Origin of the sequence: Thiorhodococcus drewsii AZ1, assembly GCF_000224065.1 — a bacterium.
GTDB classification, from domain to species: Bacteria; Pseudomonadota; Gammaproteobacteria; order Chromatiales; family Chromatiaceae; genus Imhoffiella; species Imhoffiella drewsii.
Genome location: NZ_AFWT01000011.1, coordinates 61261 through 86631, shown reverse-complemented (window position 1 = coordinate 86631; position 25371 = coordinate 61261). Strand labels below are relative to the sequence as shown.

The 25371-nt window shown below is 63.0% G+C and carries 25 protein-coding genes; 13 read left to right on the top strand and 12 right to left on the bottom strand.

Annotated elements, in window-relative coordinates; translation table 11 throughout:
* Nucleotides 1-366 precede the first annotated feature (366 nt).
* From THIDRDRAFT_RS09405 to THIDRDRAFT_RS09390, 4 genes are all read left to right on the top strand, one after another.
* Nucleotides 367-1269 carry an NAD(+) kinase gene (locus tag THIDRDRAFT_RS09405; RefSeq protein WP_007040603.1) on the top strand — a complete coding sequence of 301 codons (903 nt, stop codon included), beginning with the start codon at nt 367-369 and terminating at the stop codon, nt 1267-1269.
* On the top strand, nt 1263-2936 hold the full coding sequence (gene recN / locus THIDRDRAFT_RS09400) for a DNA repair protein RecN (RefSeq protein ID WP_007040602.1): 1674 nt from the start codon (nt 1263-1265) through the stop codon (nt 2934-2936). The genes THIDRDRAFT_RS09405 and recN overlap by 7 nt, the downstream gene beginning before the upstream one ends.
* A gap of 46 nt (nt 2937-2982) precedes the next feature.
* On the top strand, nt 2983-4203 hold the full coding sequence (locus tag THIDRDRAFT_RS09395; RefSeq protein ID WP_007040601.1) for an HD-GYP domain-containing protein: 1221 nt from the start codon (nt 2983-2985) through the stop codon (nt 4201-4203).
* A 320-nt stretch (nt 4204-4523) separates the two neighbouring features.
* The gene (locus THIDRDRAFT_RS09390; protein WP_007040600.1) at nt 4524-4886 is read left to right on the top strand and encodes a hypothetical protein; all 363 of its coding nucleotides are present in this window, start codon (nt 4524-4526) and stop codon (nt 4884-4886) included.
* 105 nt (nt 4887-4991) lie between these two features.
* On the opposite strand, the gene leuA is transcribed toward THIDRDRAFT_RS09390, so the two are convergent.
* Complete coding sequence (gene leuA / locus THIDRDRAFT_RS09385; RefSeq protein ID WP_007040599.1) at nt 4992-6659, bottom strand: 2-isopropylmalate synthase; 1668 nt, start codon at nt 6657-6659, stop codon at nt 4992-4994.
* A gap of 304 nt (nt 6660-6963) precedes the next feature.
* On the opposite strand from leuA, the gene THIDRDRAFT_RS09380 reads away from it, so the two are divergent.
* Nucleotides 6964-7422, top strand: a complete 459-nt coding sequence (locus THIDRDRAFT_RS09380; RefSeq protein WP_007040598.1) for an Lrp/AsnC family transcriptional regulator — start codon at nt 6964-6966, stop codon at nt 7420-7422.
* A gap of 142 nt (nt 7423-7564) precedes the next feature.
* Nucleotides 7565-7963, top strand: coding sequence for a hypothetical protein (locus THIDRDRAFT_RS09375; protein ID WP_007040597.1), 399 nt, complete (start codon nt 7565-7567; stop codon nt 7961-7963).
* 45 nt (nt 7964-8008) lie between these two features.
* Here THIDRDRAFT_RS09375 and THIDRDRAFT_RS09370 read toward each other — a convergent pair whose 3' ends face one another.
* The 4 genes from THIDRDRAFT_RS09370 to THIDRDRAFT_RS23725 form a co-directional block, all read right to left on the bottom strand.
* Nucleotides 8009-8902, bottom strand: coding sequence for a patatin-like phospholipase family protein (locus THIDRDRAFT_RS09370; protein ID WP_040844476.1), 894 nt, complete (start codon nt 8900-8902; stop codon nt 8009-8011).
* Between the two features lie 119 nt (nt 8903-9021).
* Nucleotides 9022-10281, bottom strand: coding sequence for a vWA domain-containing protein (locus THIDRDRAFT_RS09365; protein WP_007040595.1), 1260 nt, complete (start codon nt 10279-10281; stop codon nt 9022-9024).
* A gap of 42 nt (nt 10282-10323) precedes the next feature.
* The gene (locus tag THIDRDRAFT_RS09360) at nt 10324-10878 is read right to left on the bottom strand and encodes a hypothetical protein (RefSeq protein ID WP_007040594.1); all 555 of its coding nucleotides are present in this window, start codon (nt 10876-10878) and stop codon (nt 10324-10326) included.
* A complete protein-coding gene (locus tag THIDRDRAFT_RS23725; protein ID WP_007040593.1) occupies nt 10875-11420 on the bottom strand; it encodes a PspA/IM30 family protein in 546 nt (181 codons plus the stop codon). The genes THIDRDRAFT_RS09360 and THIDRDRAFT_RS23725 overlap by 4 nt, the downstream gene beginning before the upstream one ends.
* Before the next feature lie 179 nt (nt 11421-11599).
* On the opposite strand from THIDRDRAFT_RS23725, the gene THIDRDRAFT_RS09350 reads away from it, so the two are divergent.
* Both THIDRDRAFT_RS09350 and THIDRDRAFT_RS09345 read left to right on the top strand, forming a co-directional pair.
* Complete coding sequence (locus THIDRDRAFT_RS09350) at nt 11600-12301, top strand: response regulator transcription factor (RefSeq protein ID WP_007040592.1); 702 nt, start codon at nt 11600-11602, stop codon at nt 12299-12301.
* Nucleotides 12302-12312: 11 nt separating this feature from the next.
* Entirely contained in the window at nt 12313-14316 is a 2004-nt protein-coding gene (locus THIDRDRAFT_RS09345; RefSeq protein ID WP_245535811.1) for a sensor histidine kinase, read from the top strand.
* Between the two features lie 117 nt (nt 14317-14433).
* Here THIDRDRAFT_RS09345 and THIDRDRAFT_RS09340 read toward each other — a convergent pair whose 3' ends face one another.
* On the bottom strand, nt 14434-15993 hold the full coding sequence (locus THIDRDRAFT_RS09340) for an ArnT family glycosyltransferase (protein ID WP_007040590.1): 1560 nt from the start codon (nt 15991-15993) through the stop codon (nt 14434-14436).
* Nucleotides 15994-16269: 276 nt separating this feature from the next.
* Here THIDRDRAFT_RS09340 and THIDRDRAFT_RS09335 point away from each other — a divergent pair, with 276 nt between their 5' ends.
* From THIDRDRAFT_RS09335 to THIDRDRAFT_RS09315, 5 genes are all read left to right on the top strand, one after another.
* On the top strand, nt 16270-16671 hold the full coding sequence (locus THIDRDRAFT_RS09335; protein ID WP_007040589.1) for a DUF134 domain-containing protein: 402 nt from the start codon (nt 16270-16272) through the stop codon (nt 16669-16671).
* Nucleotides 16643-17005 carry a NifB/NifX family molybdenum-iron cluster-binding protein gene (locus tag THIDRDRAFT_RS09330; protein WP_007040588.1) on the top strand — a complete coding sequence of 121 codons (363 nt, stop codon included), beginning with the start codon at nt 16643-16645 and terminating at the stop codon, nt 17003-17005. Before THIDRDRAFT_RS09335 ends, THIDRDRAFT_RS09330 begins: the two co-directional genes overlap by 29 nt.
* A gap of 70 nt (nt 17006-17075) precedes the next feature.
* On the top strand, nt 17076-17546 hold the full coding sequence (locus THIDRDRAFT_RS09325; RefSeq protein ID WP_007040587.1) for a NifB/NifX family molybdenum-iron cluster-binding protein: 471 nt from the start codon (nt 17076-17078) through the stop codon (nt 17544-17546).
* 3 nt (nt 17547-17549) lie between these two features.
* Nucleotides 17550-18410, top strand: coding sequence for a nucleotide-binding protein (locus THIDRDRAFT_RS09320; protein ID WP_007040586.1), 861 nt, complete (start codon nt 17550-17552; stop codon nt 18408-18410).
* Nucleotides 18407-19288 (top strand): ATP-binding protein, encoded by an 882-nt coding sequence (locus THIDRDRAFT_RS09315; protein WP_007040585.1) that lies wholly within the window; start codon nt 18407-18409, stop codon nt 19286-19288. Before THIDRDRAFT_RS09320 ends, THIDRDRAFT_RS09315 begins: the two co-directional genes overlap by 4 nt.
* 117 nt (nt 19289-19405) lie before the next feature.
* On the opposite strand, the gene THIDRDRAFT_RS09310 is transcribed toward THIDRDRAFT_RS09315, so the two are convergent.
* The 6 genes from THIDRDRAFT_RS09310 to THIDRDRAFT_RS09285 all read right to left on the bottom strand — a co-directional run bounded on the left by THIDRDRAFT_RS09310 (nt 19406) and on the right by THIDRDRAFT_RS09285 (nt 25341).
* Nucleotides 19406-19591, bottom strand: coding sequence for a hypothetical protein (locus THIDRDRAFT_RS09310; RefSeq protein WP_007040584.1), 186 nt, complete (start codon nt 19589-19591; stop codon nt 19406-19408).
* 232 nt (nt 19592-19823) lie between these two features.
* Nucleotides 19824-20387, bottom strand: a complete 564-nt coding sequence (hybE, locus tag THIDRDRAFT_RS09305; protein ID WP_007040583.1) for a [NiFe]-hydrogenase assembly chaperone HybE — start codon at nt 20385-20387, stop codon at nt 19824-19826.
* On the bottom strand, nt 20374-20979 hold the full coding sequence (locus THIDRDRAFT_RS09300) for a TorD/DmsD family molecular chaperone (protein ID WP_007040582.1): 606 nt from the start codon (nt 20977-20979) through the stop codon (nt 20374-20376). The genes hybE and THIDRDRAFT_RS09300 overlap by 14 nt, the downstream gene beginning before the upstream one ends.
* Nucleotides 20973-21932 (bottom strand): NrfD/PsrC family molybdoenzyme membrane anchor subunit, encoded by a 960-nt coding sequence (gene nrfD / locus THIDRDRAFT_RS09295; RefSeq protein ID WP_007040581.1) that lies wholly within the window; start codon nt 21930-21932, stop codon nt 20973-20975. Before nrfD ends, THIDRDRAFT_RS09300 begins: the two co-directional genes overlap by 7 nt.
* 3 nt (nt 21933-21935) lie before the next feature.
* The gene (locus THIDRDRAFT_RS09290) at nt 21936-22553 is read right to left on the bottom strand and encodes a 4Fe-4S dicluster domain-containing protein (RefSeq protein ID WP_007040580.1); all 618 of its coding nucleotides are present in this window, start codon (nt 22551-22553) and stop codon (nt 21936-21938) included.
* 13 nt (nt 22554-22566) lie between these two features.
* Entirely contained in the window at nt 22567-25341 is a 2775-nt protein-coding gene (locus THIDRDRAFT_RS09285; protein WP_007040579.1) for a molybdopterin-dependent oxidoreductase, read from the bottom strand.
* Between the last annotated feature and the right edge of the window lie 30 nt (nt 25342-25371).

Below are 25371 nucleotides of genomic sequence, written 5' to 3'. Positions count from 1 at the left end.
CCGGGCCAATTCCCGGATCCGTGCTTTAGCACTCACCTACATAGAGTGCTAACACCGCAATTTAGGGATTCGCATGGATACTGTCAAGGCTCGTTCCAGCCGAACCAACGTTCGAGCCGCCCCCAGGAAGGCCGAAATCGCCAGCATTTCCGCGATGACGCGGGGATGAACAACCGTATCTAGAGCACCTAAGCCACTGAAAAAAAGACGCACCGAAACCACCAACATCAGAGCACAATGCGATGAACACCAAGACCCGCCGTCGCAGCCCCGACTTCAGCGGCGGTATTGGCGTCACTTGGACCCCATGCTAACGTTTGTGCGTTCTCTCTCCCCGGCCTTGCCCATCCATCATTCAGAAGATCCATGCCGCTATTCGAAACCGTCGGCATCGTTGCCAAACAAGGAGATCCCGAGCGGGTGCAACGGACGCTGCGCCGTCTCGTCCATCATCTACGCTCACATGCCCTGGAGGTCCTACTGGACGCCGAAGGCGCACATCTGCTCGATGCCGATGTCGGCGCGGCGGTGGCCGCGTCGGAATTGGGCGCCCGCAGCGATCTCATCATCATCGTTGGCGGCGACGGCACATTGCTGCACGCCGCCCGCAGCATGGCCGTCCACGACGTGCCGCTCGTGGGCATCAACCTGGGCCGGCTCGGCTTCCTGGTCGACGTGTCTCCAGACGCAATCGAAACCACCATCGACCAGGTAATCGCCGGTGAGTTCGAATCCGAGTCCCGCTCCATGCTGCGCGCCCTGGTGCGCACCGGTACGCAGACCAGCGAGCCCTACCCCGCCTTCAACGAGGTCGCCATCCATAAGTGGAATACCGCACGGATGATCGAGTTCGAGACCTATATCGACGGGGTCTTCGTCAACATCCAACGCTCGGACGGCCTCATCGTATCCACGCCGACCGGCTCGACCGCCTATGCGCTCTCCGGCGGCGGTCCGCTGGTCGATCCCGCGCTCGACGCCATCCTGCTCGTCCCCATCTGCCCGCACGATCTGAGCAACCGTCCGCTGGTGGTGCCGGGTAACCGGCGCATCGAGATTCGCGTGCTCGCACACGATTTGGGGCATGTCCAGGTGACATGCGACGGACAAATCATCCGTCAATTGCCGCCCGACTCAGTCGTCGAGATCGCACGCCACCCCAACCAGGTGCGCCTGCTACACCCTAGGGGGCACGATCATTACACGATCCTGCGCGCCAAACTGCATTGGGGACACAACACGCCCGCGACTCGGGAGTCGATATGCTGAGCCATCTGCTCGTTCGCGACCTGGTGATCGTCAGCAGCCTGGAACTCGACTGGAGCGCAGGCATGACCGCGCTCACGGGCGAGACCGGCGCCGGCAAATCGATCCTTATCGATGCACTCGGCTTGGTCCTGGGCGACAAGGCCGAGGCCAGTCTCATCCGCGCGGGTGCCGAGCGCGCCGAAATCGTCGCTCAACTCGACCTGACGCACTGCCCCCCGGCAGCCCGCTGGCTCGCCGAACAGAACTTGGACGACGACGAGGGCGTCTGCATCCTGCGCCGCCTGATCCCGCGCAAGGGCCGATCGCGGGCCTATATCAATGGAAGACCAGCGAATGGCGGCCAACTGCGGGCGTTGGGCGATCTACTCGTCGACATCCACGGACAGCACGCCCACCAGTCACTGCTGCGGGCCACGGCGCAGCGCGATCTGCTCGACGCCTACGGCGGACAGACCGCACTCGCCCAGACGGTCGCTGCGGCCTTTGCCGACTACCGCGCACTGGCACAGCATTTCTCGACCTTGGAAGCGGCCAGCCATGACCGGGCCGCCCGGCTCGACCTGCTGCGCTTCACTGTCGATGAACTGGAGCGTCTCGACCTGAATCCGGGCGAAATCGAAGCACTGAGTCAGGAAGAGCGCCGACTCGGACATCTGGATCGACTCCAGCAGAGCGCGGCGCGCATCCTCCAGACTCTGTCGGAAACCGAGCCTTCGCTGGAGGACCAGTTGAGATCGGCAACCAGCGAGGTCGACGAACTTCTGGAAATCGATCCCGAACTCGGCGTCTGCCGGGATCTGCTCGAAACTGCGGCGATCAATGCCGCAGAGGCCGCCGCCAGCCTGAGACACTATCTCGACGGACTCGAAATCGATCCGGGCGCACTGGATACCGTCGCCGAGCGTCTCGCCCTGATTCACGACCTGGCGCGAAAATACCGGGTCTTTCCCAACCAGTTACCCGATTTTCTGGTCGAACGTCGCTCCGAACTGGAAACGCTGGAGGCGGCCGACATCACCCTGGACGCGCTGCGCGCGAAGCGCGACGCCGCCTATAAGCACTACCTCGACCGAGCACGCGAACTCAGTGCGGCCCGCGCCCAGAGCGCATCGCGTCTCGGTGAGACGGTCACCGACTCCATGCAGGAACTCGGCATGGCCGGAGGCCGGTTCGAGGTTCGAATCGAAGACCTGGAGCCGGAACGCGCCGGAGGCGGCGGTCTGGAACGGATCGAATTCCTGGTCAGCGCCAACCCGGGGCAGCCACTTCAGGCACTGGTCAAGGTCGCCTCGGGCGGCGAACTCTCGCGCATCAGCCTGGCGATCCAGGTCGCCACCGCCAGTTGCGGCAGCGTCCCAACCCTGGTGTTCGACGAGGTCGACGTCGGTATCGGCGGCGGAATCGCCGAGATCGTCGGACGTCTCCTGCGCCGTCTCGGCGCCTCGCGCCAGGTGCTCTGCGTCACCCACCTGCCCCAGGTCGCGGCGCAGGCCCACCAACAGTATCGGGTGCGCAAAGAAGCCATCGATGGCCAGACCCATACGCGCATCGAGCCATTGGACGACGCAAACCGGATCGAGGAGATCGCCCGCATGCTCGGCGGAACGGAGATCACTCTCAAGACACGCGAACACGCTAGCGAAATGCTGGACCGGATAGACGTCTAGGTCGAACCGGATATCTATCCCCGCTATTGCCGGAGAACGCATCGATATGATCAAGAAGATCGCGGTGGATCAACTCCAGATCGGCATGTACATCCACGATCTGAACTGTGGCTGGCTGGATCACGGATTCATCCGCAGCCGCTTCATGCTCAAGAGCGACAACGCCCTGGAAAAGATCCGCACGCTCGGAATCCGCGAACTCTACATCGATACCGAGTACGGGCTGGACGTCGAAGAGGCGCCGACCGAAACGGAGGTCAACCAGGCGCTGGAAGAGAATTTGGCCGAGGTCGCCCAAGAGGGCGGCGGAGAGGCGCACGAGGTTCCGCTCAGCGTCGAGCGCCTCGCGGCGAAACGTATTCATACCGAAGCGATCGCCCTCATCGGCGACTTCATGAGCGCCGCCCGTCTCGGCAAGGCCCCCAGCCTGGATCAGGCACGCCCGCTGATCAGCGATCTGGTGTCCTCCGTGTTCCGCAATCCGGATGCCCTGCTTGCATTCAGCCGAATTCGGCGCGTCGGGCTCTATCAGTTCGAGCACTCGGTCAACGTTGCCGTCCTCATGACCTGCTTCGCCAGAGCGATGGGCATGGAGCAACAAGAGATCGAGGACATCGCCCTTGGAGCCATACTGCACGACATCGGCAAGGCCATGATCCCCGGTCGCATCATCAACAAACCGGGACGACTGACCGAGCAGGAGTTCGACATCATGCGCGGGCACGTGGATCAGGGCCATCACATCCTGTCCAAGATTCCCGACTTCCCGTCGATCGCCCTGGCGGTCGCCATTGAACACCACGAGCGCATGGACGGCAGCGGCTACCCCAACAAAAAGTCCGCCCCAGGCATCTCGCTCTACGGCAAAATGGCCGCCATCGTCGACATCTATGATGCGATTTCAAGCGAGCGCGTCTATCACAAGGGGGTCGAGCCGCATCAAGCGCTACGCAAACTCCTGGAATGGCGCCATCATCTGGATCCGGAACTGGTCCAGCAGTTTATCCGCTGCGTCGGCATCTATCCCGTAGGCACCCTGGTAAAACTGCGAAGTGGCAGGTTGGGCGTGGTCATCGAATCCGGACGCGAGGATCTGTTCAAGCCGGTGATCCGGATCGTCATGGACGCCAAGCAGCGGCGCTTCCTCGCAGTCAGCGATCTCGATCTATCCCGTATCAACAAGGCATCCGAGGAACGCATCGTCGGCGCCGAACTGCCGAAAAACTGGGGCATCGACCCCCCGGAGCTGCTTCTACTTCCCTCTTGACCGCTCAATGGGGGCCGCCTCCGAGATCGATTGCCGACGTGAGCCCACATGGATCGCACCCCGCAAACGTCACGGTAAGTAATCTTACGGACTACACTCTCGTCTTATTTCCTTCTATAATATAGGCTTAAAACCGATCCCTCCGATCTAGCTCAGAGCCTTGCGATAAATACCTAAAAAGAATACTGGGCAATACGGATCAATGGGTCCATAATCGACGCGCAGCCGGTTTCCGGGATTGTAGCGGTCCGATCAGGACCAGTTTTCATTGCTGCAGCCTTGGGGTATCGGCCCACGGCGCACCACAGGAGGATGGGTTAATGCCGATGATTACGTCGTTTATTCCGAGTGAAGACAGATTGGACCTGTCCTTCCATGGCGATCTCGACCTGACAATATCCGAAGACGTCTGTCTGGTTTCAGCCACCATCCCTACGACCCTGCGCACCTGCATCCTGGATCTCACCAGGCTCGATCGAGTCTTCGACTCGGGGCTTGCGCTACTCTGGATGCTGAACGAACGGCTCCAGCGCATTGGAGCCACCGTAGTGGTTCTAAGCGATCATCCCGAGATTCTTCGCCGGACACCGCGCGTTCTCAGCAACGCATTGAATGTCGTCCCGCAGGATTCTTCGTCCACGTTCGACACCTCAGCCGCCGAGACAGACCTTCTGTCGGCCTGACGGTAAGGCGGTTTCCGCATATCGCCTAAGTTCAAGGGGGCGGGTCATATGACCCGCCCCCTTGACGTCGCGCCAGATTTTTCGCGCTTTTTTGCGTACCAAACCTCAAGCGGCCTGCATCCACTCCGCCCCGCTCCGGTTCAGCGCCGCGAGCACCGCGCGCAGTGATGCCGCGACCGTATCGCGATCGATCGCCGCGCCAGCAACCCGGACTCCCTCCATCTCCAGCTGCACATAGGCCACGGCCTCGGCGTCGGTCCCGGCACCGATCGCATGCTCCTGATAGTCGATGATCCGCAGCGATCGTCCGCTCCAACGCGTCCAGGCGTCCACATAGGCCGCAATGGCCCCCTGCCCCGCGCCATGCAGGATCTGTTCGCCCGCAGCAGAACCGATCCGGACCTCGATGCGATCGCTGTCATTGCGATCCAGACGGTATCCGATCAAGCGGTACGGGCTGCGATCCGTCATGAAGCAACGCTCGAAAATGGCGTAAATGCTGGCCGGATCCATCTCGCCGCCACGCGTCTCCGTCTCTTTCTGAACCAGGCGGGCCATTTCCACCTGCATCCAGCGCGGCAGCACCAGCCCGTACTCTCGCTCCAAGACGAATGCCACCCCGCCCTTGCCCGACTGGCTGTTGACCCGGATCACCGCCTCATAGTTACGCCCCAAGTCCTGCGGGTCGATCGGCAGATAGGCCACCTGCCAGGGCTCCTCGCGCGTTTGGCGCGCCAGACATTTGCGGATCGCATCCTGGTGACTTCCCGAAAAGGCCGTGTAGACCAGCTCGCCGACCCAGGGATGGCGCGGATGCACCGGCAAACCGGTGCATTCGTTGCAAACCCGCACGATCTCGTCCGGATTGCTCAGATCCAGGCGCGGATCCACGCCCTGACTGTAGAGGTTCATGGCCAAGGTCAGGAGATCGGCATTGCCGGTCCGTTCACCGTTGCCGAGCAAGGTTCCTTCGACCCGGTCGGCCCCCGCCAACAGGGCCAGCTCGGCAGCAGCGACCGCGCCACCACGGTCATTGTGGGTATGAACCGAGAGTACGATCGCCTCGCGTCGCCCGATATGGGTGGAGAAATATTCCACCTGATCGGCAAAGACATTGGGGCTGGCCACCTCCACCGTCGCCGGCAAGTTGATGATGCTGGGCCGTTCCGGGGTCGGCTCCCAAACGTCCAGGACCGACTCGCAGACCTCCAGCGCATAATCCAACTCTGTAGCCGTGAAGCTCTCCGGCGAATACTGGAAGGTCCAGTGGGTCTGCGGATAGCGGCGCGATTCGGCCAGCACCCACTCGGCGCCCCGGCGGGCGATCGCCTTCACGCCGTCACGATCCTGACCGAACACCCAGTCGCGCTGAGCAGGCGAGGTCGAATTATAGACGTGCACGATGGCCCGGGAGACACCCCGCAGTGCCTCGAAGGTCTTGCGAATCAGATCCTCGCGCGCCTGAACCAAAACCTGGATGGTCACGTCCTCTGGAATCTGTCGCTCGTCGATCAGCCAGCGGACAAAATCGAAATCCGGCTGACTGGCGGCGGGGAAACCAACCTCGATCTCCTTGAATCCCATTCCGACCAGCAGGTTCCAAAGACGGCGCTTTTGGGTCACGCCCATGGGCTCCATCAGTGCCTGATTGCCGTCGCGCAGGTCCACACTGGTCCAAGCGGGCGCAGTCTGAACGGTTCGGTTCGGCCATTGGCGGTTGGGCAGATGCACCACCGGGCCGGGGCGATATCTGCGGTGGTCGAAACTGCTCATGGAATTCTCCCTGATCATTGGAATTGATTGGCGTGAAAAACATCTCTGGCCTCTCCCTGGTAGGGCTCGGGCCGCTCCGATCCGGGTTAGGATCCGAAGCCTGATGGCGCGCGCCTCGTGAGCGCTTGCCGCAGATGCCGACTGGTTGGTCGACGGTTGAAAGGATACGTCGAGCCGCACGACAGAGGATTGCGAATAAAGGCGCATGAAGCAGATAATCAGCAATATTCTGCCAATATTCGCCACGCCAAGAAGGCGTTCATCAAAGAGATCCCTCGCGTGTATCGAGGAGGAGAGGGTCACATTGGACCGCTACGACAGACGCATCCTGGAGGAACTCCAACAGGATGGACGCATGAGCAATCAGGACCTTGCGGAACGCATCGGGCTTTCCCCCTCGCCCTGCCTGAGACGCGTCAGGGCGCTGGAGGAGTCGGGCGTCATCCGTGGTTATCGGGCCTGGCTGGATGCCCAGCGACTCGGACTCAACCTCATGGTGATCCTGAGCATTTCGATGGATCGGCACACACCGGAGCGTTTCGAGCGTTTCGAGACGGCCGTGCAGGAGATGCCAGAGGTCTTGGAGTGCCTATTGATCACGGGACGTGACGCAGATTACCAACTTAAGGTAATTGTTCGTGACATGGATGCCTATCAAGAGCTTTTATTGAACAGGATCACACGCATCGACGGTGTTTCAGGGGTACATTCCAGTTTCGTTCTCAGAAGGGTACTGGAACGGACGAATCTGCCGATAACCTAAATGAAGCGCCTCACCCAACAGTGGGCGAGACGAATTCGGCGGGACTGGCGCGAGGTTTGCTTGGTTTAACAGTGCCAAAGAGGCATTGGTTGACTCGAAGCCGAAAGACCCGCCGCCGAATCTCCGAATGGGGAGTGAAGATATGTACAACGAACAGCTTCAGACCGTCACGATCACCCAGGATGTCCAGCGGGAGCGGGAGCGCGAGCGCGCACAGCGCCTGCGCGGTGCACTGACCCAAATGTCATTACGTGACGAAAACCGGCTCTATGCCCAGACACGCGGGATCAGTCAGAACAATCGCAACGACGGATTCCGTCCCGGCTATCTCAACCGCATCACCGGCGAATATCTGTTGTCACGCTTCAGTGACGGGACCCTGGCCCCGATCCATGTACTGGACGGCCTGCCCGAGTCCTGGATCGCCGATCGGGACGCCGAAGGCCACGTTACGGCGGCACGCACAGAAATCGTCTCCGGATTCGTCCGTGACAACGCCTTTTTCACCCGCGAAGAGGCCATCAAGGCGTCCGCACACTGAGTCGAATCGTCCACGGAGGCTCGCGGCACTCCCGATCTCCGCGACTCAGTTTCGGCCAGCCCCCATCGCCGATTCCGCGAGCGAATACCCCAAGTCGATGAGTTCCCGTGCACGATGGAATTCGTGCGCGGCGCTGGAGTCACGCGGGACATCGATGAGCACGTCGGGCCGATAGCCCGAGATCTTGGTCGCCGCGATGGCGTTCTGCATGGTCTCGAAGGAGCGCGTCGTCAGCTCGAAGACGCCCAACCGCTGATCCCCCGAACTCATCAAATTCTCCCCGATCGCGTCAAGAAACTGCCTTATCCGCGCCTGATAGCCGCGATCCGGCTCAGATTTTCGGGGCGTAGGCGGCGGATCCGTCCGCTTCGATCGAGACGCCTTGGCGTTGAGATTGACCGCGATGGTCAGATCGGTGAAGTCGCGGAAGGTCGGCGCGATCGGAACAGGATTGAGCAAGCCACCGTCCACCAGCGTCATGCCCTGGTACTCATAGGGGGTAAAGACACCGGGGACGGCGATCGAGGCCCGCACTGCGTCAAAGAGTGGTCCCTCGGTGATCCAGACCTCGCGCTGACGCTCGATGTCGGTCGCGACCGCCGTGAAGTTGATCGGGAGATTCTCGATCGCGCACTCCCCGACCATCTCGCGCAGCGTATCCATGATGCGATCCCCCTTGAGCAGCCCCTCACCGCTGAAGGCGAAGTCGAGAAACCGCAGCACGTCGGTCCTCCCCAGCGAGCAGACCCAGCCTTTGTAGGCATCCAGCTCGCCAGCGGCATAGATACCGCCGACCAGCGCCCCCATCGATGCACCGCTGATCGAGGCGATACGATAGCCGTGATCGTTCAGCCATTCGATGATTCCGATATGAGCGAGACCCCGAGCGCCACCGCTTCCGAGAACCAGGGAGACGCTCTCCCGAGTGGATGTTGACATGATGTAGATCTGCTTGATGGAGGAAACGCGCGGCACTATCGCGTGAGCGGTTTGCAGGGTCAAGATGGGGCGACATCCGCACCACCAGCGAGCACGGATGTCTCGGTCTCCGTCGAGACTCAATAGGCCGGTGCCGCAGATCCGAATGAGAGGCCCACATCGGCCCCCTGCTCACGGACTGCGCCGAAGATCTTATTGTCGAGCGAAGATTCGGCATCGCCCGATTCGGAGAGCCTATCCTTGAGATACTTGGCGCGCTCGGCCGAGACCCGCTGGATCTCCTGGCGCAGCGCATCGCGCTTGGCCGCCTGATTGGCGATCAGCTCACGCTGTTGCTCGACCTCCAGCGCCTTGAGCGGCTCGGGCAATTGCTCGGCCGGAAGATCCTCCAGCGCCAGCCGCCCCGTCGACACCTCCTCGATCAACTCCTTGTCGCCGAGCAGACCGGCCGCGCCGCTCTTGGTCGAGGCATACTCGGCGCGGCGCGCCTGGCTAGCCGCAGACGCCTCGGCCTGGACCGCCTTGGTCGCGGCCAGTTTGTCGCGTTTGTGCGCACGCTCGTCCGCCGCGCCGTAATAGAGCCGGGTGTCGTCGAGATCGGCACCGAGCTTGGCCAAGGTCTCGTCGAAGGGCGTGGCGATGGCCACGGCGCTTCCAGACTGGCCGACCTGGAAATAGCTCCCATCGCCCAGTTGGGCGATGTGCCGCCACTGCTCCTGCGTCCCCGAGAGGTCGCCGCATTGGATGGCATTGATGCGGATCCCCTGACGGCGTGCCTGTTTCAGGATCGCCGGATACTGGGCCTCGTCCTGATAGTCCATATGCGCCTCGGCATCGCCGACCAGGAAGATGACCCGATAGACGCCCGCCCCCTGACTCCAGCCGATCCGGTGCAGCGCATCGTTCAGCGCCAGATTGACGCTCTCCGGCCCATCGCCACCGCCCTGGGCCTGAAAGCGCATGAGCTGGGCCTGAATGGCATCCAGATCGGACGACAGATCGACCACCCGGGTGACATAGTCATCGCCCCGGTCGCGATAGGCGACGAGCCCCATGCGGATCTCGGGGGCCGGCTGCGCCGATGCCATGCTGGTGGCAATCGACCAGATCTTGTCCTTGGCGGCCTGGATGAGACCGCCCATGCTGCCTGTAGTGTCGAGCACGAAAACGGCCTCGATGACCGGCGTTTGGGCGCTATCCGGCATACCGAGCACCGCCGGCTGCTGGACCGGCTGGTCGGGGACGCCCCGTTCGGCGGACATGAGGCTCGGGTAATAGAGCAAGGCGGCGGCGGTGAGCCCGAGCAGACTCACGGCCAACAGCCGGATCTTGAGCGCGGGGCGGTTCTTGAAAGCGGATCGGATGGACTGCGATTTCATGGCGATGGACCTCTGCGTGTGAAGTTCGGTGTGTGATTTGCTTCAGAACCGGGAGAGACGGCTCAAGGCGCGCTCTGCGGCCCGTTCGGCCTGGCCGAAGGCGTCAGACTCAACCGACGCACCGGACACTGCCCCTGTTGGCCGACGGATGTAGACGAAGAACGCCTGGACGAGGAAGCAGGTCCAGATGACGAGGAATGGACTACCAGTGCGCTGAGCGGCCCAGAACCCGGCCAAACCGCCAAGCAGGAACAGCCCCAGATCCATCGCAGCCGCGACCGGACCGGCATGGAAGCAGAGTGCTCGCACCAGCCAGAGAACGGCCAGTTGAGCGAGACAGAAAATCCCGAAATCCGAGGTCAGCGACCAGGACACCAGGGTGACAGCCAGCCAGAGCAAGAACAGCGGCAGCCGCCCCACCGAGGGATCGGCGCGCCCGAGCAGGTAGAGGACATAGCCAAACCCGAGCCCCATGAGCACCCAATTCGCCGCGACAGACGCCGGAACCAAAAGGGTCAAGCCGTCGAATACGACCGCGCCCAGGATCGCCGCCACCAGGGCGACCAGAACGCCTTCACCGAAACCGGGTTTCTTCATGACCGCGACTCCCGCGCACGCTTGGCGCGCAACAGAGCGATCTCGACATCGGCATCGCGCACGACCGAAACGGCATCCAGGTCGAACGCGCGCGGATGCATCGGATCCTCGACCTGGGTCTCTTCATGGAGCGCCGCCTGGGCGCGCAGCTCGGCCAGACGCCCCGACCTCGCGGCGATCTCTCGCTCCAGCCCCGCGCGGGTCTCGGCGATGCCCGCCGCGCCGCGACGGACAGATTCAGCCTGGCGCTCGCGTTCCAGACGACGTCGGATGACCGAGCGCGCCAGATCGTCCTGGCCGGCGACGAGACAGTCGGTCAACGCACCCTCCTCGTCCCGCGCCAGGCGTTGCAACTCGGCCTCGCGCTCGGCGAACCATCTGGACTCGCGCTCCAGCCGCGCCAGTTCCTGACGGTCGCGATCCAGCGCCTGCTCCATCTCGCGCAGCGCCTGGGACAGAATGAGATCGGGCGCCTCGAACCGGTCGAGCAGCGCATGGATATCGGCGCGCAGCAGTCGCGCCATTCGGAACAGGATCGTCATCGTCATACCTCCGACATCGCTCGTGTGATAGCGATTTCAGTCTACGGAGGACGCGGCGACGCACCCAGACAGGGTTTGGTAAAACCCGACACGCATCTTTTACAGTGAATTTACCCGTGCCAGAACGCACGGGTGTTAGCCTTCCGAAAGCGCCCAAACTGGAGCATCTCTCACCGACTATGAGCACCTCGACCAAGCCGCGCATCCTGATCGTCGAGGACGAAGCGGCCATCCGCATCGGGCTGGAAGACCTCTTCGTCTATCACGGGTACGAGGTCGAAACGGCCTCCGACGGACCGACCGGGCTCGCCAAGGCGCTGACCGGGACCTTCGACATGCTGCTCCTCGACATCATGTTGCCTGGACTCGACGGATTCGCCATCTGCGACCGCATCCGCGCGGTCGACCGCACCCAGCCGATCATCATGCTGACTGCCCGCAGCGCGGACAGCGACATCATTCAAGGGCTGCGGCTCGGGGCCGACGACTATGTCTCCAAGCCCTTCTCGGTCACCGAACTGGTTCTACGGGTCCAGGCCGTGTTGCGCCGCGCGCAGGGACGCGAGGACACCGACTCGCCGATCCGTATCGGCGATCTTGAGCTGGACAACCAGTCACTGTGCGGACGACGTGGCGACGAAGAACTCCTCTTCACCCGCCGCGAGATGGACATCCTCGCCTACCTGGCCGCGCATCGCGGACGCACGGTCTCGCGCGAGGAACTCTTGAACAAGGTCTGGGGATACGCCCGCGATTGCGGTCTGGAGACACGCACCGTCGACATCCATATCGCCAAGCTGCGCCGTAAGATCGAACCGGATCCGAGCGATCCGTCTCGTCTGGTCACGGTGCGCGGTGTCGGCTACCGCCTGGTCGAATGAGCGGACTGGAGATGAGCAACGCCCGGACCCGGCTGCGGCTCGGAATCCTGTCGTTCGTGCTCGCGCTCGCCATCCCGAGCCTCCTGCTGGTCGACAAGGCCTACGACCAGATCAAATGGGAGTCCTTCCGCCAGCAACAGATCGCCGCCGAGGAATTCGCCGCCCGGATCGACCGCGCCCTGGCCCAACTGGTTCGCGACGAGGAATCGCGCGGAATCGACGACTATGGTTTCGTCATCGGGACCGCAAGCGCCTATCCTCGCCGCTCGCCACTGTCCGAGCTGACGGCAACCCAGGCCATCCCCGGACTCGTCGGCTGGTTCCAGGTCCGCGCGGACGGCCGCTTCAGCTCACCGCTGGTCCCGGAACCTGGCGTATCGCCATCCGATTTCGGGCTCGACTCGGGCCAGATCGCGCTACGCCAGGCACAATCTCAGCGGATCGAAGACATCCTGGTCGGCAATCGGCTGGTCGAGCGCGGCGCGCGCGAACTCGACACCCCCACCGCTCGGACCGATATCCAGACTGCGGAGCTGGAACGACATGCGAACGAACAGAGCGCCTACCGATACGACAGGACCCAGGACAATTCGCTCAACGCGCACCCATCACCCCGTCCGGCATCCAACCGACTCTCTCAGGCCGCCTTCGAGCGACTCGCCGAGGATGCGACGAGCGACGTCTCGTCGCTCACCAAGCGACGTGCCAAGCGGTCTGCCGAGCTGAGCGAACAGGCCGAGACAGCGCAGGCCAAATCATCACCGAGCGAACCGAGTGACAGCCTCGGGCTTGAGGAACCGCCAGCGGCTGCAAGCACGCCCAGCGCACCGGTTGCCGAGTTGTCGAACCGACACTCCGTTCAGCTTTTCGACACCGCTATCGAACCCATGGAGGTCGGTCGGCTGGACAGCGGGCACTTCCTGCTGTTCCGCAGCGTCTGGCGCGACGGCGAGCGCATCATCCAGGGCGCGCTCATCAAGCAAGGGGCCTTCCTGGAGGCGATCGCCGGAGAGACCTTCGAGACGACGGCCCTGGCCCGCAACTGCGATCTGACACTGACCTATCGAGGCGAATCGCTCGCCAGCTTCCGCTCGCCACCGGAACGCACCCTCGTCAGCGGCACGCCGGCGCTGAGCGGCAGCCCGCTCTATCGCACGCGCATGCAAGAGCCCTTCGGCGGACTCGAACTCATCTTCAGCGTCACCCGATTACCCAACCCGCCGGGCGCAGCCGTCATCGGCTGGATGGCGGCAGCCCTGGCCTCGGTGCTCCTGGCCGGCGGTTGGCTCATGTATCGGCTGGGGATGGGACAGATCGAGCTGGTCCGTCAGCAACAGGACTTCGTGTCATCGGTGAGCCACGAACTGAAGACGCCGCTTACATCGATCCGCATGTACGCCGAGATGCTGAGTGCCGGATTCGCCGCCGAGCATCGCAAGCAGACCTATTACCGCCTGATCCACGAAGAGAGCGAGCGTCTGTCGCGACTCATCGCCAACGTGCTGCAACTCGCCCGCATCGGACGCGACGCACTGGTCCTGGAGATCCAGCCAATCGCCGTCGAGACACTGATGCAAACGGTGCACGAGCGGGTCGCGGCCCAGGTCGAGCGGGCTGGATTCGTCCTGGAGATCGTGTGCGACACGCCCGGCTGGGTACAGGTGGATCCGGATGCCTTCGTCCAGATCTTCATCAACCTGGTCGACAACGCACTCAAATTCGCAGCCGATACCCCCGAGCGCCGCATCCGGATCGCATGCGAGTCTCGTGGCGAGCAACGGATCTGTCTCAGCGTGCGCGATTTCGGACCGGGCATCCCTAGAGGCCAGCGCAACCGTGTTTTCAGACTCTTTTATCGCGGGGAGGAAGCCAAGCAGCGTGCCATCTCGGGAACCGGCATCGGACTGGCCCTGGTCCGACGCCTCACACTCGCCATGGATGGACGGGTCGAGTTGATCGGCCGCGAACCAGGTGCCGAATTCAGAATCGAACTGCCTCGCACCCAGCCCCCGTAGACCTGCGCAGCCTGGATGCGGCGCACCAATCCAGGGAACAGTCTCGGATCTATCCAGACCAGAAGTATCGAGGAGGAATGACCTGGAGGCGCGCGAAACGCGCCTCCAGGACGGGGCTCAAGGCGTTTCGACGGCCTGAGTAGCGGGCTGCTCGGTGGCGGGCACCGATGCCGCTGAAGTGGCTGGAGAGGCTTCGGCCTCGCTCGGCTCCTGGAAGAGGAGCGCGATCTGACCCACGACAGGCTCCTTGATCATGCCGCGCTCGGCGATGATCTGATCCATCAGAGGCTGATGCAGGGTCAGCAAGGCCCAGGCCATGACGACACCAGCCGGCCAGACCAGCAGCGCCGACGGATTGGGCGAACGGAAGCGCATGACGATCCAGAGCCAGATGACGGTCGCAAAGGCCGCAACCAGATAGAGCCCGGGCTGGAAGACGAAGCTGTAGTCGGCCGGGATAAAGGCGTTCAGCTGTGCGATCTCGGGCAACTGGGCACCGAAGCGCAGATAGCCCCACAGCCCCCACAGCGCGATCGCCACGGCGGCGAACAGGAGCGCGGAGAACCATTTGATCGGCAGCACCAGGATGCCAGGCATGCGGGTGACGGCACCCGCTCCGAGCACCGCCAGCGGCACCAGCAGCATCAGTGCATCGATCGGTTGGGCCGGTTCGGCAACCAGCATGACCACCCAGCCGACCAGAGACGCCAGCAGGGCCAGGCGCACACCGGGCAGACCGAAGAAGGCGAAGGGACGCACCAGCAAGGCCAAGGGGGCCAGCAACCAGGCCGGGAAGGCGATCAGAAGTCCGGTCCAGAGCCAGCGGATATTCTCTTCCGGGGTGCCGAGGGCGAGGTTGTTCAGATAGAGATCGAGCGTGTTGCCCCACAGCCATTGATCGAAGAGCTGCGGATCGCGCTCATGCAGCAGCCAGGGCCAGAACAGCAGCCAGGGCGCAGCGAACAGGAGTCCGACGATGATCCCGCGAATCTGTCGGCCCAATCCACCCCAGGTGGCCAGGAAGGGCATCGCCAGGGCGGTAATCAGCAGAATCGCCGGCCCGAGCAGACCCTTCGCCATGAAGGCGATACCGAGTCCGGTACCGAACCAAAGCCCGCCCAAAAGGACACGTTTCGGCAACAGCAGAAGACCGTACAGCCCCATGGTGGCACCTGCCAACAGGGCGCTGTCGGCGACCGCGTCATGCCCGAACCAGAAGAGGCCCAGCGTGCCGATCAGAAGCAGGACGGTCATGGACCCGGCCGGCCCGACACCCTTGGACTCGGCCGGTTTCCAGGTCAGCCGACCGAGCAGTCCGGCGAACAGCAACGTGACCGCCAGAAAGAGGCCGCTGGTCACACGCGCGGCATCGGCCTTGGGAACGCCATCCGCCAGCCGCTCCATGATCTGGGTGGCGGCATCGACATAGAGTGGAGGCGTATCGAGCGCGGGCTGCCCCGCCTGCATGGGCACGACGAAATCGCCGCTGTCGGCCATCGTCTGCACCATCTCCAGACTCTGCACCTCGTGCAGCTTCCAGGGCGCATGACCGACGAGGCCAGAACCGACGAAGACGATGGCCAAGATGAAGGTCAATAGTACGAGCGAGCGACCTTTCGGACGCGTCGCTCCGGAGGCCGACTTGACATCGGCGGATGTGTTCTCTGCGTTGGTCATTAGTTGATTCCTCGCTCCAAAATCTCGCGGATCTTAACACGGTTCGATCAAATTTTAGAGTCTTCTAATTTTATGAATTTTCATGTCATTGCCGCCCGAATCGGTCGCGCCGCAAGGCATGAAAAACACCGCTGCATCCTCTCCCTTCATTCAAGGAGAATCCAGCGCGCCGCGATTTCCCACCGGATCGGTCTGATAATTCTCAATGCACCAATGCACATATGTGCATTTTAATGAGATCCCGAGTGACGAGTAGCTCACCCCTAGGAGAACCTCATGCCAGGCAGACGAAGACGTGCCCGCTGTATCGGACTCACGCCCAGCGTGCGCTGTTTCAAGCCCTGCGGACGCGAGAGCCGCGAGCTGGAGACACTGATCCTGCGCGCCGACGAACTGGAGGCATTGCGGTTGACCGACCTGGAAGGACTCTACCAGGAGCAGAGCGCCCAACGGATGGGGATCTCGCGCAGCACCCTGTCGCGCACCCTGGCCGAGGCCCGGCGCAAGCTTGCCGAGGCACTGATCCATGGCAAGCGACTGCTGGTCGAGCCCGATGCCCACGCAACGGACGCGACCCAGAGAACCATCAAGGGGCAGCCACTCGACGCGGCGACCGATCAATCACCCACCGAACATTCAGGAATCCAAGATGAAGAAAATCGTACTGACGGCGAATGACGACCGTGGTCTTGCTGGCGAAATGTCGATGCATTTCGGACATTGCAGCCACTTTCTGCTGGCCGAGATCGACGCGGACGGCAAGATCGTCGACACCCAGGTCCATGCCAATCCCTATGCCGAGCACCATGAGCCCGGCCAGATCCCGGAGTTCATCCACTCGCTCGGTGCCGACGTGGTCGTCGCCGGCGGCATGGGCGCCAAGGCCATCCAATGGTTCAGCCAGTTCGGGATCCAGGTCGTCACGGGGGCGCGTCCGAGTGTTGCAGAGACCCTGGACGCCTATCTCGCGGGCGCGGTCGACGGCATCGCCGAATGCGACCACAAGCACTGATCCCACAGCGCATGCAACCCATTTCATCCGGCGCCAATTCACCTCGACGCCTTGCCATCGGAGTCAACTCATGAAGATCATTGCCACATCCACCGGTCAGGATCTGGATGCCGCCCTGGACCCCAGATTCGGGCGCTGCGCCTATTTCGTCCGCCTCGACACCGATTCCGGTGCCATTGAGGCCGTTTCCAACCCCTTCCTCGACGCCGCCGGCGGCGCCGGAACCCAGGCCGCCCAATGGGTCCTGGATCAGGAGGCCGATGTCCTGCTGACCGGGCAGTGCGGTCCCAAGGCCACAGCCGTGCTTCGGGACAGCGGTCTGCGCATCGTCGAGGGCGCCTCGGGCAGTGTGCGCGAGGCATCGGCCTTGGTGACGTCTACGGCGCCAGCCGTCGCCCTCACCCCATCGCGCATGGGCGCTGGACCTGGCGCCGGTCGCTGCAGACGCGCCGGAGGCGGTGGTGGCGGATGCGGTGGAGGTCGCGGCGCCGGACGGGGCACGGGTGCCGGCAAGGGATTGGGCCGTCGCGGACGGACCTGATTCATGAGACCACTGACGATCGCCGTCGCCAGCGGCAAGGGCGGCACCGGCAAGACGTCGGTGGCCACCAGTCTGGCGCTCGCCCTGACGGAAACGGACTACATCGACTGCGATGTGGAGACACCGAACGGGCATCTGTTTCTGCACCCGGAGCTCCTCGAACGCTCCGCCGTCACCAAACCGCTGCCACGCATCGATCCCGAGCTCTGCACCCGCTGCGGCGAATGCGCCGATGCCTGTGAGTTCAACGCACTGGCCCTGACCAAACAGCGGGTCCTGCTGTTCTCGGAGCTCTGCCACGGATGCGGGGTCTGCGAACAGGTGTGCCGGATACCGGGTGCGATCGAAGAGACCGCCCAGGAGATCGGATCGATCGAATGCGGGCTGATACAGCGTGATCGACACTCCATCGGATTCGCCCAGGGTCTGCTGAATTTGGGCGAAACGGCCACTGTGGCCGTGATCAAGGCGGCCAAGCAACGCTTGAGACCGGGACGTATCGGCATCCTCGACGCACCGGCCGGCACCGCCTGCCCCATGGTGGAAACGCTGCACGGGGCCGATTACTGCCTGCTGGTCACCGAACCCACGCCGTTCGGGCTCAACGACCTGGAGCTCGCACTCGCCGTGGCGCGCAGGCTCGGCCTGCCCTGCGGATTGGTGCTCAACCGCAGCGACATCGGAGACCGCGCTGTGCAGGACTTCTGCGCCAAGGAGGATGTCCCCGTGCTGATGGAGATCCCATTCGACCGAGGACTCGCCGAGGCCTATGCAGAAGGCAAGCCTTGGGTCGAGGCCGATCCCATCTGGCGCGAGCGCTTCCAGACACTGTATCAGCGAATTCAGGAGGACATGGCCGCATGAAGGAACTCACCCTCATCAGCGGCAAGGGCGGCACCGGCAAGACCACGGTGAGCGCGGCCTTCGCCGCGCTGGCCCATCGCAAGGTGCTGGCCGATTGCGACGTGGACGCCTCCAATCTGCACCTGCTGCTCGATCCCGAGCCCCGGAGCGTCGAGCCATTCAGCGCCATGCGCAGCCCGCGTATCGACCCCGAGCTCTGCGCCGAATGCGGGATCTGTCAGAGCCAATGCCGTTTCGACGCCATCCAGCTCGACTTCGATGCGGGCTACGTCATCGACGAACTGGCCTGCGAGCACTGCGGTCTCTGCGCCCGTATCTGTCCCGAATGGGCGATCCAGATGGAAGACCACATCTGCGGCGACTGGCGGATCTCCGACACCCGACGCGGCACCCTGGTCCATGCCCGGCTCGGCATCGGCGAGGACAACAGCGGCAAGCTGGTGACGCTGGTGCGACGCCAGGCCAGACAGCTGGCCGAGGAAGAAGACGCGGAGCTGATCCTAAACGACGGGCCGCCCGGTACCGGCTGTCCGGTGACGGCGGCCATCACGGGCGTCGATCTGGTCCTGGCCATTACCGAACCGACGCCCTCCGGACTGCACGACCTGCAACGGGTCGCCGGGCTGTGCGCGCACTTCCGGGTTCCTCTGACGGTCTGCATCAACAAGCACGACCTGAGTCCCCAGAACAGCGCCATGATTCGCGACTGGTGCGATGGCGCGGGCGTCGAGATCGCCGGAGACATCCCCTTCGATCCAGCGGTGCATCGCGCACTCGCCAACAGACACAGCCTGATCGACGAGGGCGAAGATCATGCCGCCACCAAGGCCGTAACGGCCTTATGGACGCGGATCGCAAACCGATTGGGAGTGGCCTGAAGATCCCCGCGTCGCCCGGATGCAGCGCGAGCGCAATCCAGGGACCGCGTCTCGTCAAGCCGACATCTTGGCGTTGACCGAGACCCGTTCCTGGATTCCGCTGCGCTCGATGGGGCCTCAGTGGGAAGGTCGAGGGTCGACCGTCGGGTCGTGGGGACTCGGCGTGCCGGCCGCTCCGGTCGGGCGCGGCAGATAGAGCGGGTTACCGGCCTGACGCATCATCTGCGAGGTCATCCCGAGCATGCAACCGTAGAGGAAGGCGCAGCCGTTGAGCGCACCGAACCATTGATAGACGTATGTCATTGGACACCTCCCATGGGCTGACCGACTGCGTGGAGCGGTCCATCGCACACCTGGTATCCGAGGCCGGGAGGACCGGATCCTTTCAGATCCGTCACCATTGATGTGGTATCCAGCGGTTTCGCGTTACCTCAACGTCTCCTTTCGATATCAGCTTAGGACGTTCTTGGGGGACAAAGCGGGAGCTGGTTCGCAGATTGCCGTAATACCCGGACGAACCGGAAAGAGCGGTCGATCAGGCATTCGGCTTGAGGCGTCGAAAGAGCTCGCGGCGCGAGATTTCCTGCTGCATGGGACAGTCGCGTTTGGCCTGCTCCATGTTCTCGTCGCGGGTCCGGATAACGGCATTCCACTCCTCGAACACCGACTCCGGATCCGTATAGCGCTCCAGATCGAGACAGATGGGCTGGAGCAGATAATGCCCAAGTCTGGGGTGATAGTTCAGATGGGCACGCTGGACCCGACCCAGGAGTTCCGGAGTCAGCATAGGCCCCAGAACCAGATAGTCGGCCTGGTCACGCTCGGCCGCGGACCAGCCGAACGGCAGATCCAGGTCGAGCGGCCGGTCGGGAAAGAGCAGGCGCGCGAACATCCAAGGCGTGAGCAGCAGAAGCACCCGCCAGTCCTCAACACGCCTCAGGGCACGGACCTGGATCGGCAGCGCCAGATTGAGCGACGGATCGCCCGCCAATGGACCATCGAGCAAGGACCGGTGCACCGCCAAGACCTCGGCGGAAAGCGCCTCGTCGTCGCCGAACTCAGGACCCAGAACCCGCCAACCGACCTCATCCATCGCCATCGATCGCGCACTCCTCCATCAGCGCGCCGAGCTGGACGGCGAGCGCACGATACAGTTTGAGCTGGGCGGCACGCTCCAGATCGACCGCAAAGCGCGGCAGCCAATGCCCCAGATGCTCCTGCCACAGCTCGCGCTCCAACGCGACCACCAGACAGGGGGCAGATTCGGTCTCCTCTGAGCGAGCCAGGTCGGCGAGATAGGCGGCACACTCCAGAAGCGTTCCCAGATAGTCCGCCGGCACGCCTTCCGGCTCGAGACCGACGCGCCGATAGAAGGCGACGAGATCCGAGGCCATGGTGCCCCCCATCTGTCCCTGGCGATAGGCCGACTCGAACGGCGGACAGGGTGTTTTGGGATAGCCACTGACGAAGAGCCAGGTGTGCTCGGCCTGCCAGCGATCCAGGGCGACGCCCTCCAGTTCGGCGACCGCCTCCCCGAGCCAAGGGACCTGATCGGACATCTCGCGCAGCGCATCGAGCGCCCCCTCCTCCGGCATGGACAGCAGGACGGAGAGACGGCGCAGATGCGCAGGAGCATGGCGTGTTCCGGCACCCTGAACGGCCCCGGCAGAGCTCGGATTCTGACTCACCATGGATAGGCGTAGACGCCGGCGTACATGAAGTAGTAACGCAGCAAATAGCCGCCGGTGAGCACCAGGATCGAGGCGGTGATGATGGGCACACGGGTCGCCCAGCCCTTGATGACGCCTTTGAGCTCCAGAACAAAGGGCACGATCAGACCGAAACCGATGAAGCCGATCAGCCAACCGTAGTCGTTCCAGAGCAGCTCCAGCGAGCGCACCCCCGACTCGGACCCGTTCTTGAGGTACTGGTAGAGCGAGAAGAGGATGACCAGTTCGGCGGCGATGAGCACCAAGTCGATACGCTCATAGAGCACCCGGATGTATTCGTCGGCCTGATCGTTGATCAGGGTGTACATCAGCAGCAACAGGAAGGCCATGGCGGTCGAGAAGGCCGAGACGGTGAAGAGCAGCGGCACCGCCGGATTGTGCCAGAGCGCAACGGCCGGAAAGGACTGCAGCAGCAGGCCCGTGTAGACCGCGACCCCAACCCCGTTGATAACCGCGAGCCAGCCGACCGTGTAATGGAAGCGCTGCACCAGCGTGCCGATGGTGACGACGAAGGGTCGATCGATGAGGTTCCTGAGTCCGGGCACCTTACGCGGGAAGTCGGTCTCGCGCACATAGGGCAAGGCATAGAGCACGCCCCACACCATCATCCAGATGATGAACTGGGTGCCCCAGGCGATCCAGGCATCCGGCTTGCGGAAGAGGATCATCGGATTGAGGACGTTGAGCACGGCCGTCTTGTCGAGCAGATGGCCGAACAGCATGAGCGAACCCAGCGCCAGCAGCACCACGCCGGCACCGGCGCCCCAGATCACCAGATGGCGGTGGGGTTTGAGATACATGTCGGTCAGGAAGGTCACCGCGAGCGTCGCCGCACCCAAACCGCCGAAATAGAGATAGATGGCAAGCCACCAGGTCCAGATGTCCTGGGTGGCATAGGTCATGTTGACGTCCATCGCTCAGCCCCTCCACTTGATGTCGTCGATGTAATAGACGTTCGGTCGGGTGCCGATATGGGGCATCAGCGCCCGAGCGGCGCCGCTCGCCACCATCTGGGCGACCGGATCGTTGGGGTCGTCCAGGTCGCCGAACATGCGTGCCGAGCCGACACAGGTCTCGACGCAGGCGGGCTTGATGCCCTGCTCGACGCGGTGATCGCAGAAGGAGCATTTGTCCATGCTGGGACTGGTGCGACGATAGTCCGAGCCGTAAAACTCCCGGCCCTCGCGCATGTCGTCGCTGGTGATGGCGACCCGAGCATGGTAGGGACAGGCCATGGCGCAGGCACGGCACCCCATGCACAGCTCCTGGTCGACGAAGACGATACCGTTGGCCTTCTTCTGGGTCGCACCGGTCGGACAGACCGACATGCAGGGCGGGTTGTCGCAGTGGTTGCACAGCCGGGGGAAGAAGCGGCGATTGACGTCGGAGCCGAGACCGATCTCCTTGTCGTGCACATAGGTGCGCCATTTATCCTTGTCCCAGACCGGAGCCTGGTTCTCCATCGCGCAGGCCGCCATGCAGGCGTTGCAGCCGACGCAGGTGTTGAGGTCGATAACCATCGCGAAATGTGGCATATCTCGGTCCTCCTCAGGCCCTGGCGATGCGAACGGTGAATTCCTGCGAGCGGAAGCCCGCCACCACGGGCTCCACCTGGTAGGGAATGAGCTTGCTGGTGGCAGTGCCGTCTCCGTGGGTACGCGAGAGGGCCTTGTTCTCCACTCCGAACGAGCTGTAGATGAAGATGACGTCCGGATGAATCAGACGAGTCACGTAGGCGTGTCCGCCAGTCTGCTGACCGGACTGGGTGTTGGTGATCTGGATGGAATCGCCCATTCCGATCCCTAGCACCTTGGCGCGGTCCGGATGGATCCAGACCCCTTTGTAGACGTCGCTCTTGAAGTCGTTGATCGCGGCCAGGACCGGGTTGTTGTTGTTGGTCGAGGCGTGCGAGACGGTCGGGGTCTTGCCATAGGTGAAATAGAACTCGTCCTTGGCCAGCGGGGCCGACACCTCCTGGGGCGAACCGGAGCGCAACTTGATCGGGATATAGGTCGCCAGGACGCCGAAGTTGGGCTCCAGATGACCGTCGTCGCGCAATTGACGCATGAGGTTGGAGAAGAACTCCACCCGTCCGCACTCGGTCGGCACCGGCATGCGCCAGGGCATGGCGTGATGATCGAGAATGTATTCGCGGTCGCGCTCGTGATAGATGCCCTTGGCCCGCAGCACCTCGTCGATATGCTCGGGGGTCACGCCGAGACGCTCGGCCGTCTGATTGAAGGACACTTCGCGGCAGGCGATCTGATAGGCGCCCTTCTTCATCGTCTGGCGATTGCGCTCTAGGGCGGCCTTGATCGGCTCTGCTTTGAGCCCGGTGAGCTTCTCGACCCACTCGTGAAAGACATCGGTGTTGCCCGAGATGATCTCGGTCATACGCAACAGGATGTCGGCCGTTTCCTCGGTGTCGTAGAGCGGCGGGATGGCCGCATAGCGCGTGGTCAGCGCCAGGTCGTGATTGACCCCGTTACCGTAGATGGCCGGCTCGTCGCGCTCCAGATAGGTGGTGTTGGGCAGGATGACATCGGCATAGGGTGCGGTGTCCGAGGGCAGCACCTCGATCATGACCACCAGCTCGACGTTCTCGTGACTGAGCGTCTCCTTCCAGCGCGAATCCGGATAATAGTGACGCACCGGATTGGAGGCATTGATGAGAAAGCCGCGGGTCAGATAGGGCTCGTCACCATGCTTGACGCGCCCCTCGACCGACTCCTTGAGACCGGACTCGGTCATGACCGGAAGCGCGACGTTGAAACGTCCCGCCGCCTTTTCCTGTGCGTTCCAGCTCCAGGCCCAGCCCGGGTGGCCGTGCGAGAAGTTGTCACCGTTCGAGAGCGCGCCGATAACCATCTTGGCGAAGGCCATCCCGGCGAGCGTCGCGAGCGGCGAACCCATCTCGTAGCCGTGCTCCATGGCCTCGTACATGCGCGCGGCCTTGTGATGGACCTCGGCCGAGTTCATCCAGCCGCCGGTGCGGTCGAGACCGCCGGTCAGGGCCTGGATCATGGCCTGCACGCGACGCTGCATCATGATGCTGCCGTAACGGGCGCCGTGCCAGCCCGGATCGATGATCGCCGGGCGCGTGGTGCCGAACTCGTGGGCGATGCGCACGATGGTCTGCGCCGGAACGCCGGTGATCTCGGCGGCCCATTCGGGCGTATAGGAGGCGAGCTCCTGAAGCTGGGCCTCGAAGACGGTCATCACCGCCTTGCCGTCCAGACTGTAGGCCACGGGGGTCAGCAATGACGGCGTGAAGGCGTTGCCATCGACATCGATGTTGTTGTCGTTGGTGAAGGTCTTGAGCGTGCGAACCTCGTTGGTGCCCTCGACCAGGACTTGCGGACGTCCCTCGGGATCGTTCAACAGCCGCAGCTCGCCATCCTCGTCGCGATAGGCGAGGAAGGGCATGTTGGTGTGCTTGCGCAGGAAGCTCGCGTCGTAGAGCCCCTCCTCCATCAGGATGCGCATCATGGCCAGCAGAAAGGCCAGATCGGTTCCCGGCCGGATCTGAATCCACTCGTCGGCCTTGGCCGCCGTCTCGGAGCGTCGCGGATCGAAAGAGACGATCTTCGCCCCCTTCTTACGCCCTTGGGCGAAACGCACCATGCGACAGGTCGAAACCCCGCCAATCGAGGCGTTGTTGCCCATGAAGAGGATGTACTTGGCGTTGTCGAAGTCCGGCAGCATCTCGTCATGGATGTTGAAGTTGCCGGTGACCAGATCGGTGCCGATGTGGCCCGTGGTGACACAATGCTGCATCGGCGAGGCGACGATGTTCGGCACCTCGTTGGCCATAGCGAAGGGCACGGCCCAGCTCATATAGAAGATACAGGAGGTCCAGCCGCCGACCATGGTCCATTCCCAGGGCTTGATCTCGGCCGCCTGGGTCTTCTGGGCGATGTAGTCGTAAGCCTCTTCCCAGGTTGCGGCGCGGAAGGCGTACTCGCCGCGCTTGCTGCCCTCGACACGAATCAGCGGGGTCTTGAGCCGGTCGGTATCGTAGGTCTGACGCAATCCGGATTGGCCACGGGCGCAAATCTTGCCTCGGTTAAGCGTCGAGTGCGGATTGCCGTCGAGCTTCACCACCCGCTTATCTCCGTTACGGGTATGGCTGGTGACCTTCAAATTGCACAGCGACGAGCAGAAATTGCAGATGCTGTAGGACACCTCTTCCGTCACTTCATCCTTGGCAACGGCATCCTTCACAGCATGCGAAATCGGCGATAACAGCGTCAGCCCGGCCGCGCCATATCCCGATGTTTTCAGGAACGCACGACGCGACAGGCGTGGAATGCTCCAAGCCATGGGAAGTCCTCCAAGGTGGTCGTTGTGATC

Excerpts from the sequence above, each read along its gene's own strand:
- THIDRDRAFT_RS09300 (WP_007040582.1), bottom strand. The coding sequence starts at position 20,979 with ATGGTGAGTCAGAATCCGAGCTCTGCCGGGGCCGTTCAGGGTGCCGGA.
- hybE (WP_007040583.1), bottom strand. The coding sequence starts at position 20,387 with ATGGCGATGGATGAGGTCGGTTGGCGGGTTCTGGGTCCTGAGTTCGGC.
- THIDRDRAFT_RS09345 (WP_245535811.1), top strand. The coding sequence starts at position 12,313 with ATGAGCAACGCCCGGACCCGGCTGCGGCTCGGAATCCTGTCGTTCGTG.
- THIDRDRAFT_RS09370 (WP_040844476.1), bottom strand. The coding sequence starts at position 8,902 with ATGTCAACATCCACTCGGGAGAGCGTCTCCCTGGTTCTCGGAAGCGGT.
- THIDRDRAFT_RS09330 (WP_007040588.1), top strand. The coding sequence starts at position 16,643 with ATGAAGAAAATCGTACTGACGGCGAATGACGACCGTGGTCTTGCTGGC.
- THIDRDRAFT_RS09365 (WP_007040595.1), bottom strand. The coding sequence starts at position 10,281 with ATGAAATCGCAGTCCATCCGATCCGCTTTCAAGAACCGCCCCGCGCTC.
- THIDRDRAFT_RS09390 (WP_007040600.1), top strand. The coding sequence starts at position 4,524 with ATGCCGATGATTACGTCGTTTATTCCGAGTGAAGACAGATTGGACCTG.
- THIDRDRAFT_RS09325 (WP_007040587.1), top strand. The coding sequence starts at position 17,076 with ATGAAGATCATTGCCACATCCACCGGTCAGGATCTGGATGCCGCCCTG.
- THIDRDRAFT_RS09290 (WP_007040580.1), bottom strand. The coding sequence starts at position 22,553 with ATGCCACATTTCGCGATGGTTATCGACCTCAACACCTGCGTCGGCTGC.
- nrfD (WP_007040581.1), bottom strand. The coding sequence starts at position 21,932 with ATGGACGTCAACATGACCTATGCCACCCAGGACATCTGGACCTGGTGG.
- THIDRDRAFT_RS09360 (WP_007040594.1), bottom strand. The coding sequence starts at position 10,878 with ATGAAGAAACCCGGTTTCGGTGAAGGCGTTCTGGTCGCCCTGGTGGCG.
- THIDRDRAFT_RS09335 (WP_007040589.1), top strand. The coding sequence starts at position 16,270 with ATGCCAGGCAGACGAAGACGTGCCCGCTGTATCGGACTCACGCCCAGC.
- THIDRDRAFT_RS09405 (WP_007040603.1), top strand. The coding sequence starts at position 367 with ATGCCGCTATTCGAAACCGTCGGCATCGTTGCCAAACAAGGAGATCCC.
- THIDRDRAFT_RS09350 (WP_007040592.1), top strand. The coding sequence starts at position 11,600 with ATGAGCACCTCGACCAAGCCGCGCATCCTGATCGTCGAGGACGAAGCG.
- THIDRDRAFT_RS09315 (WP_007040585.1), top strand. The coding sequence starts at position 18,407 with ATGAAGGAACTCACCCTCATCAGCGGCAAGGGCGGCACCGGCAAGACC.
- THIDRDRAFT_RS09285 (WP_007040579.1), bottom strand. The coding sequence starts at position 25,341 with ATGGCTTGGAGCATTCCACGCCTGTCGCGTCGTGCGTTCCTGAAAACA.
- THIDRDRAFT_RS23725 (WP_007040593.1), bottom strand. The coding sequence starts at position 11,420 with ATGACGATCCTGTTCCGAATGGCGCGACTGCTGCGCGCCGATATCCAT.
- THIDRDRAFT_RS09340 (WP_007040590.1), bottom strand. The coding sequence starts at position 15,993 with ATGACCAACGCAGAGAACACATCCGCCGATGTCAAGTCGGCCTCCGGA.
- THIDRDRAFT_RS09310 (WP_007040584.1), bottom strand. The coding sequence starts at position 19,591 with ATGACATACGTCTATCAATGGTTCGGTGCGCTCAACGGCTGCGCCTTC.
- recN (WP_007040602.1), top strand. The coding sequence starts at position 1,263 with ATGCTGAGCCATCTGCTCGTTCGCGACCTGGTGATCGTCAGCAGCCTG.
- THIDRDRAFT_RS09375 (WP_007040597.1), top strand. The coding sequence starts at position 7,565 with ATGTACAACGAACAGCTTCAGACCGTCACGATCACCCAGGATGTCCAG.
- leuA (WP_007040599.1), bottom strand. The coding sequence starts at position 6,659 with ATGAGCAGTTTCGACCACCGCAGATATCGCCCCGGCCCGGTGGTGCAT.
- THIDRDRAFT_RS09395 (WP_007040601.1), top strand. The coding sequence starts at position 2,983 with ATGATCAAGAAGATCGCGGTGGATCAACTCCAGATCGGCATGTACATC.
- THIDRDRAFT_RS09320 (WP_007040586.1), top strand. The coding sequence starts at position 17,550 with ATGAGACCACTGACGATCGCCGTCGCCAGCGGCAAGGGCGGCACCGGC.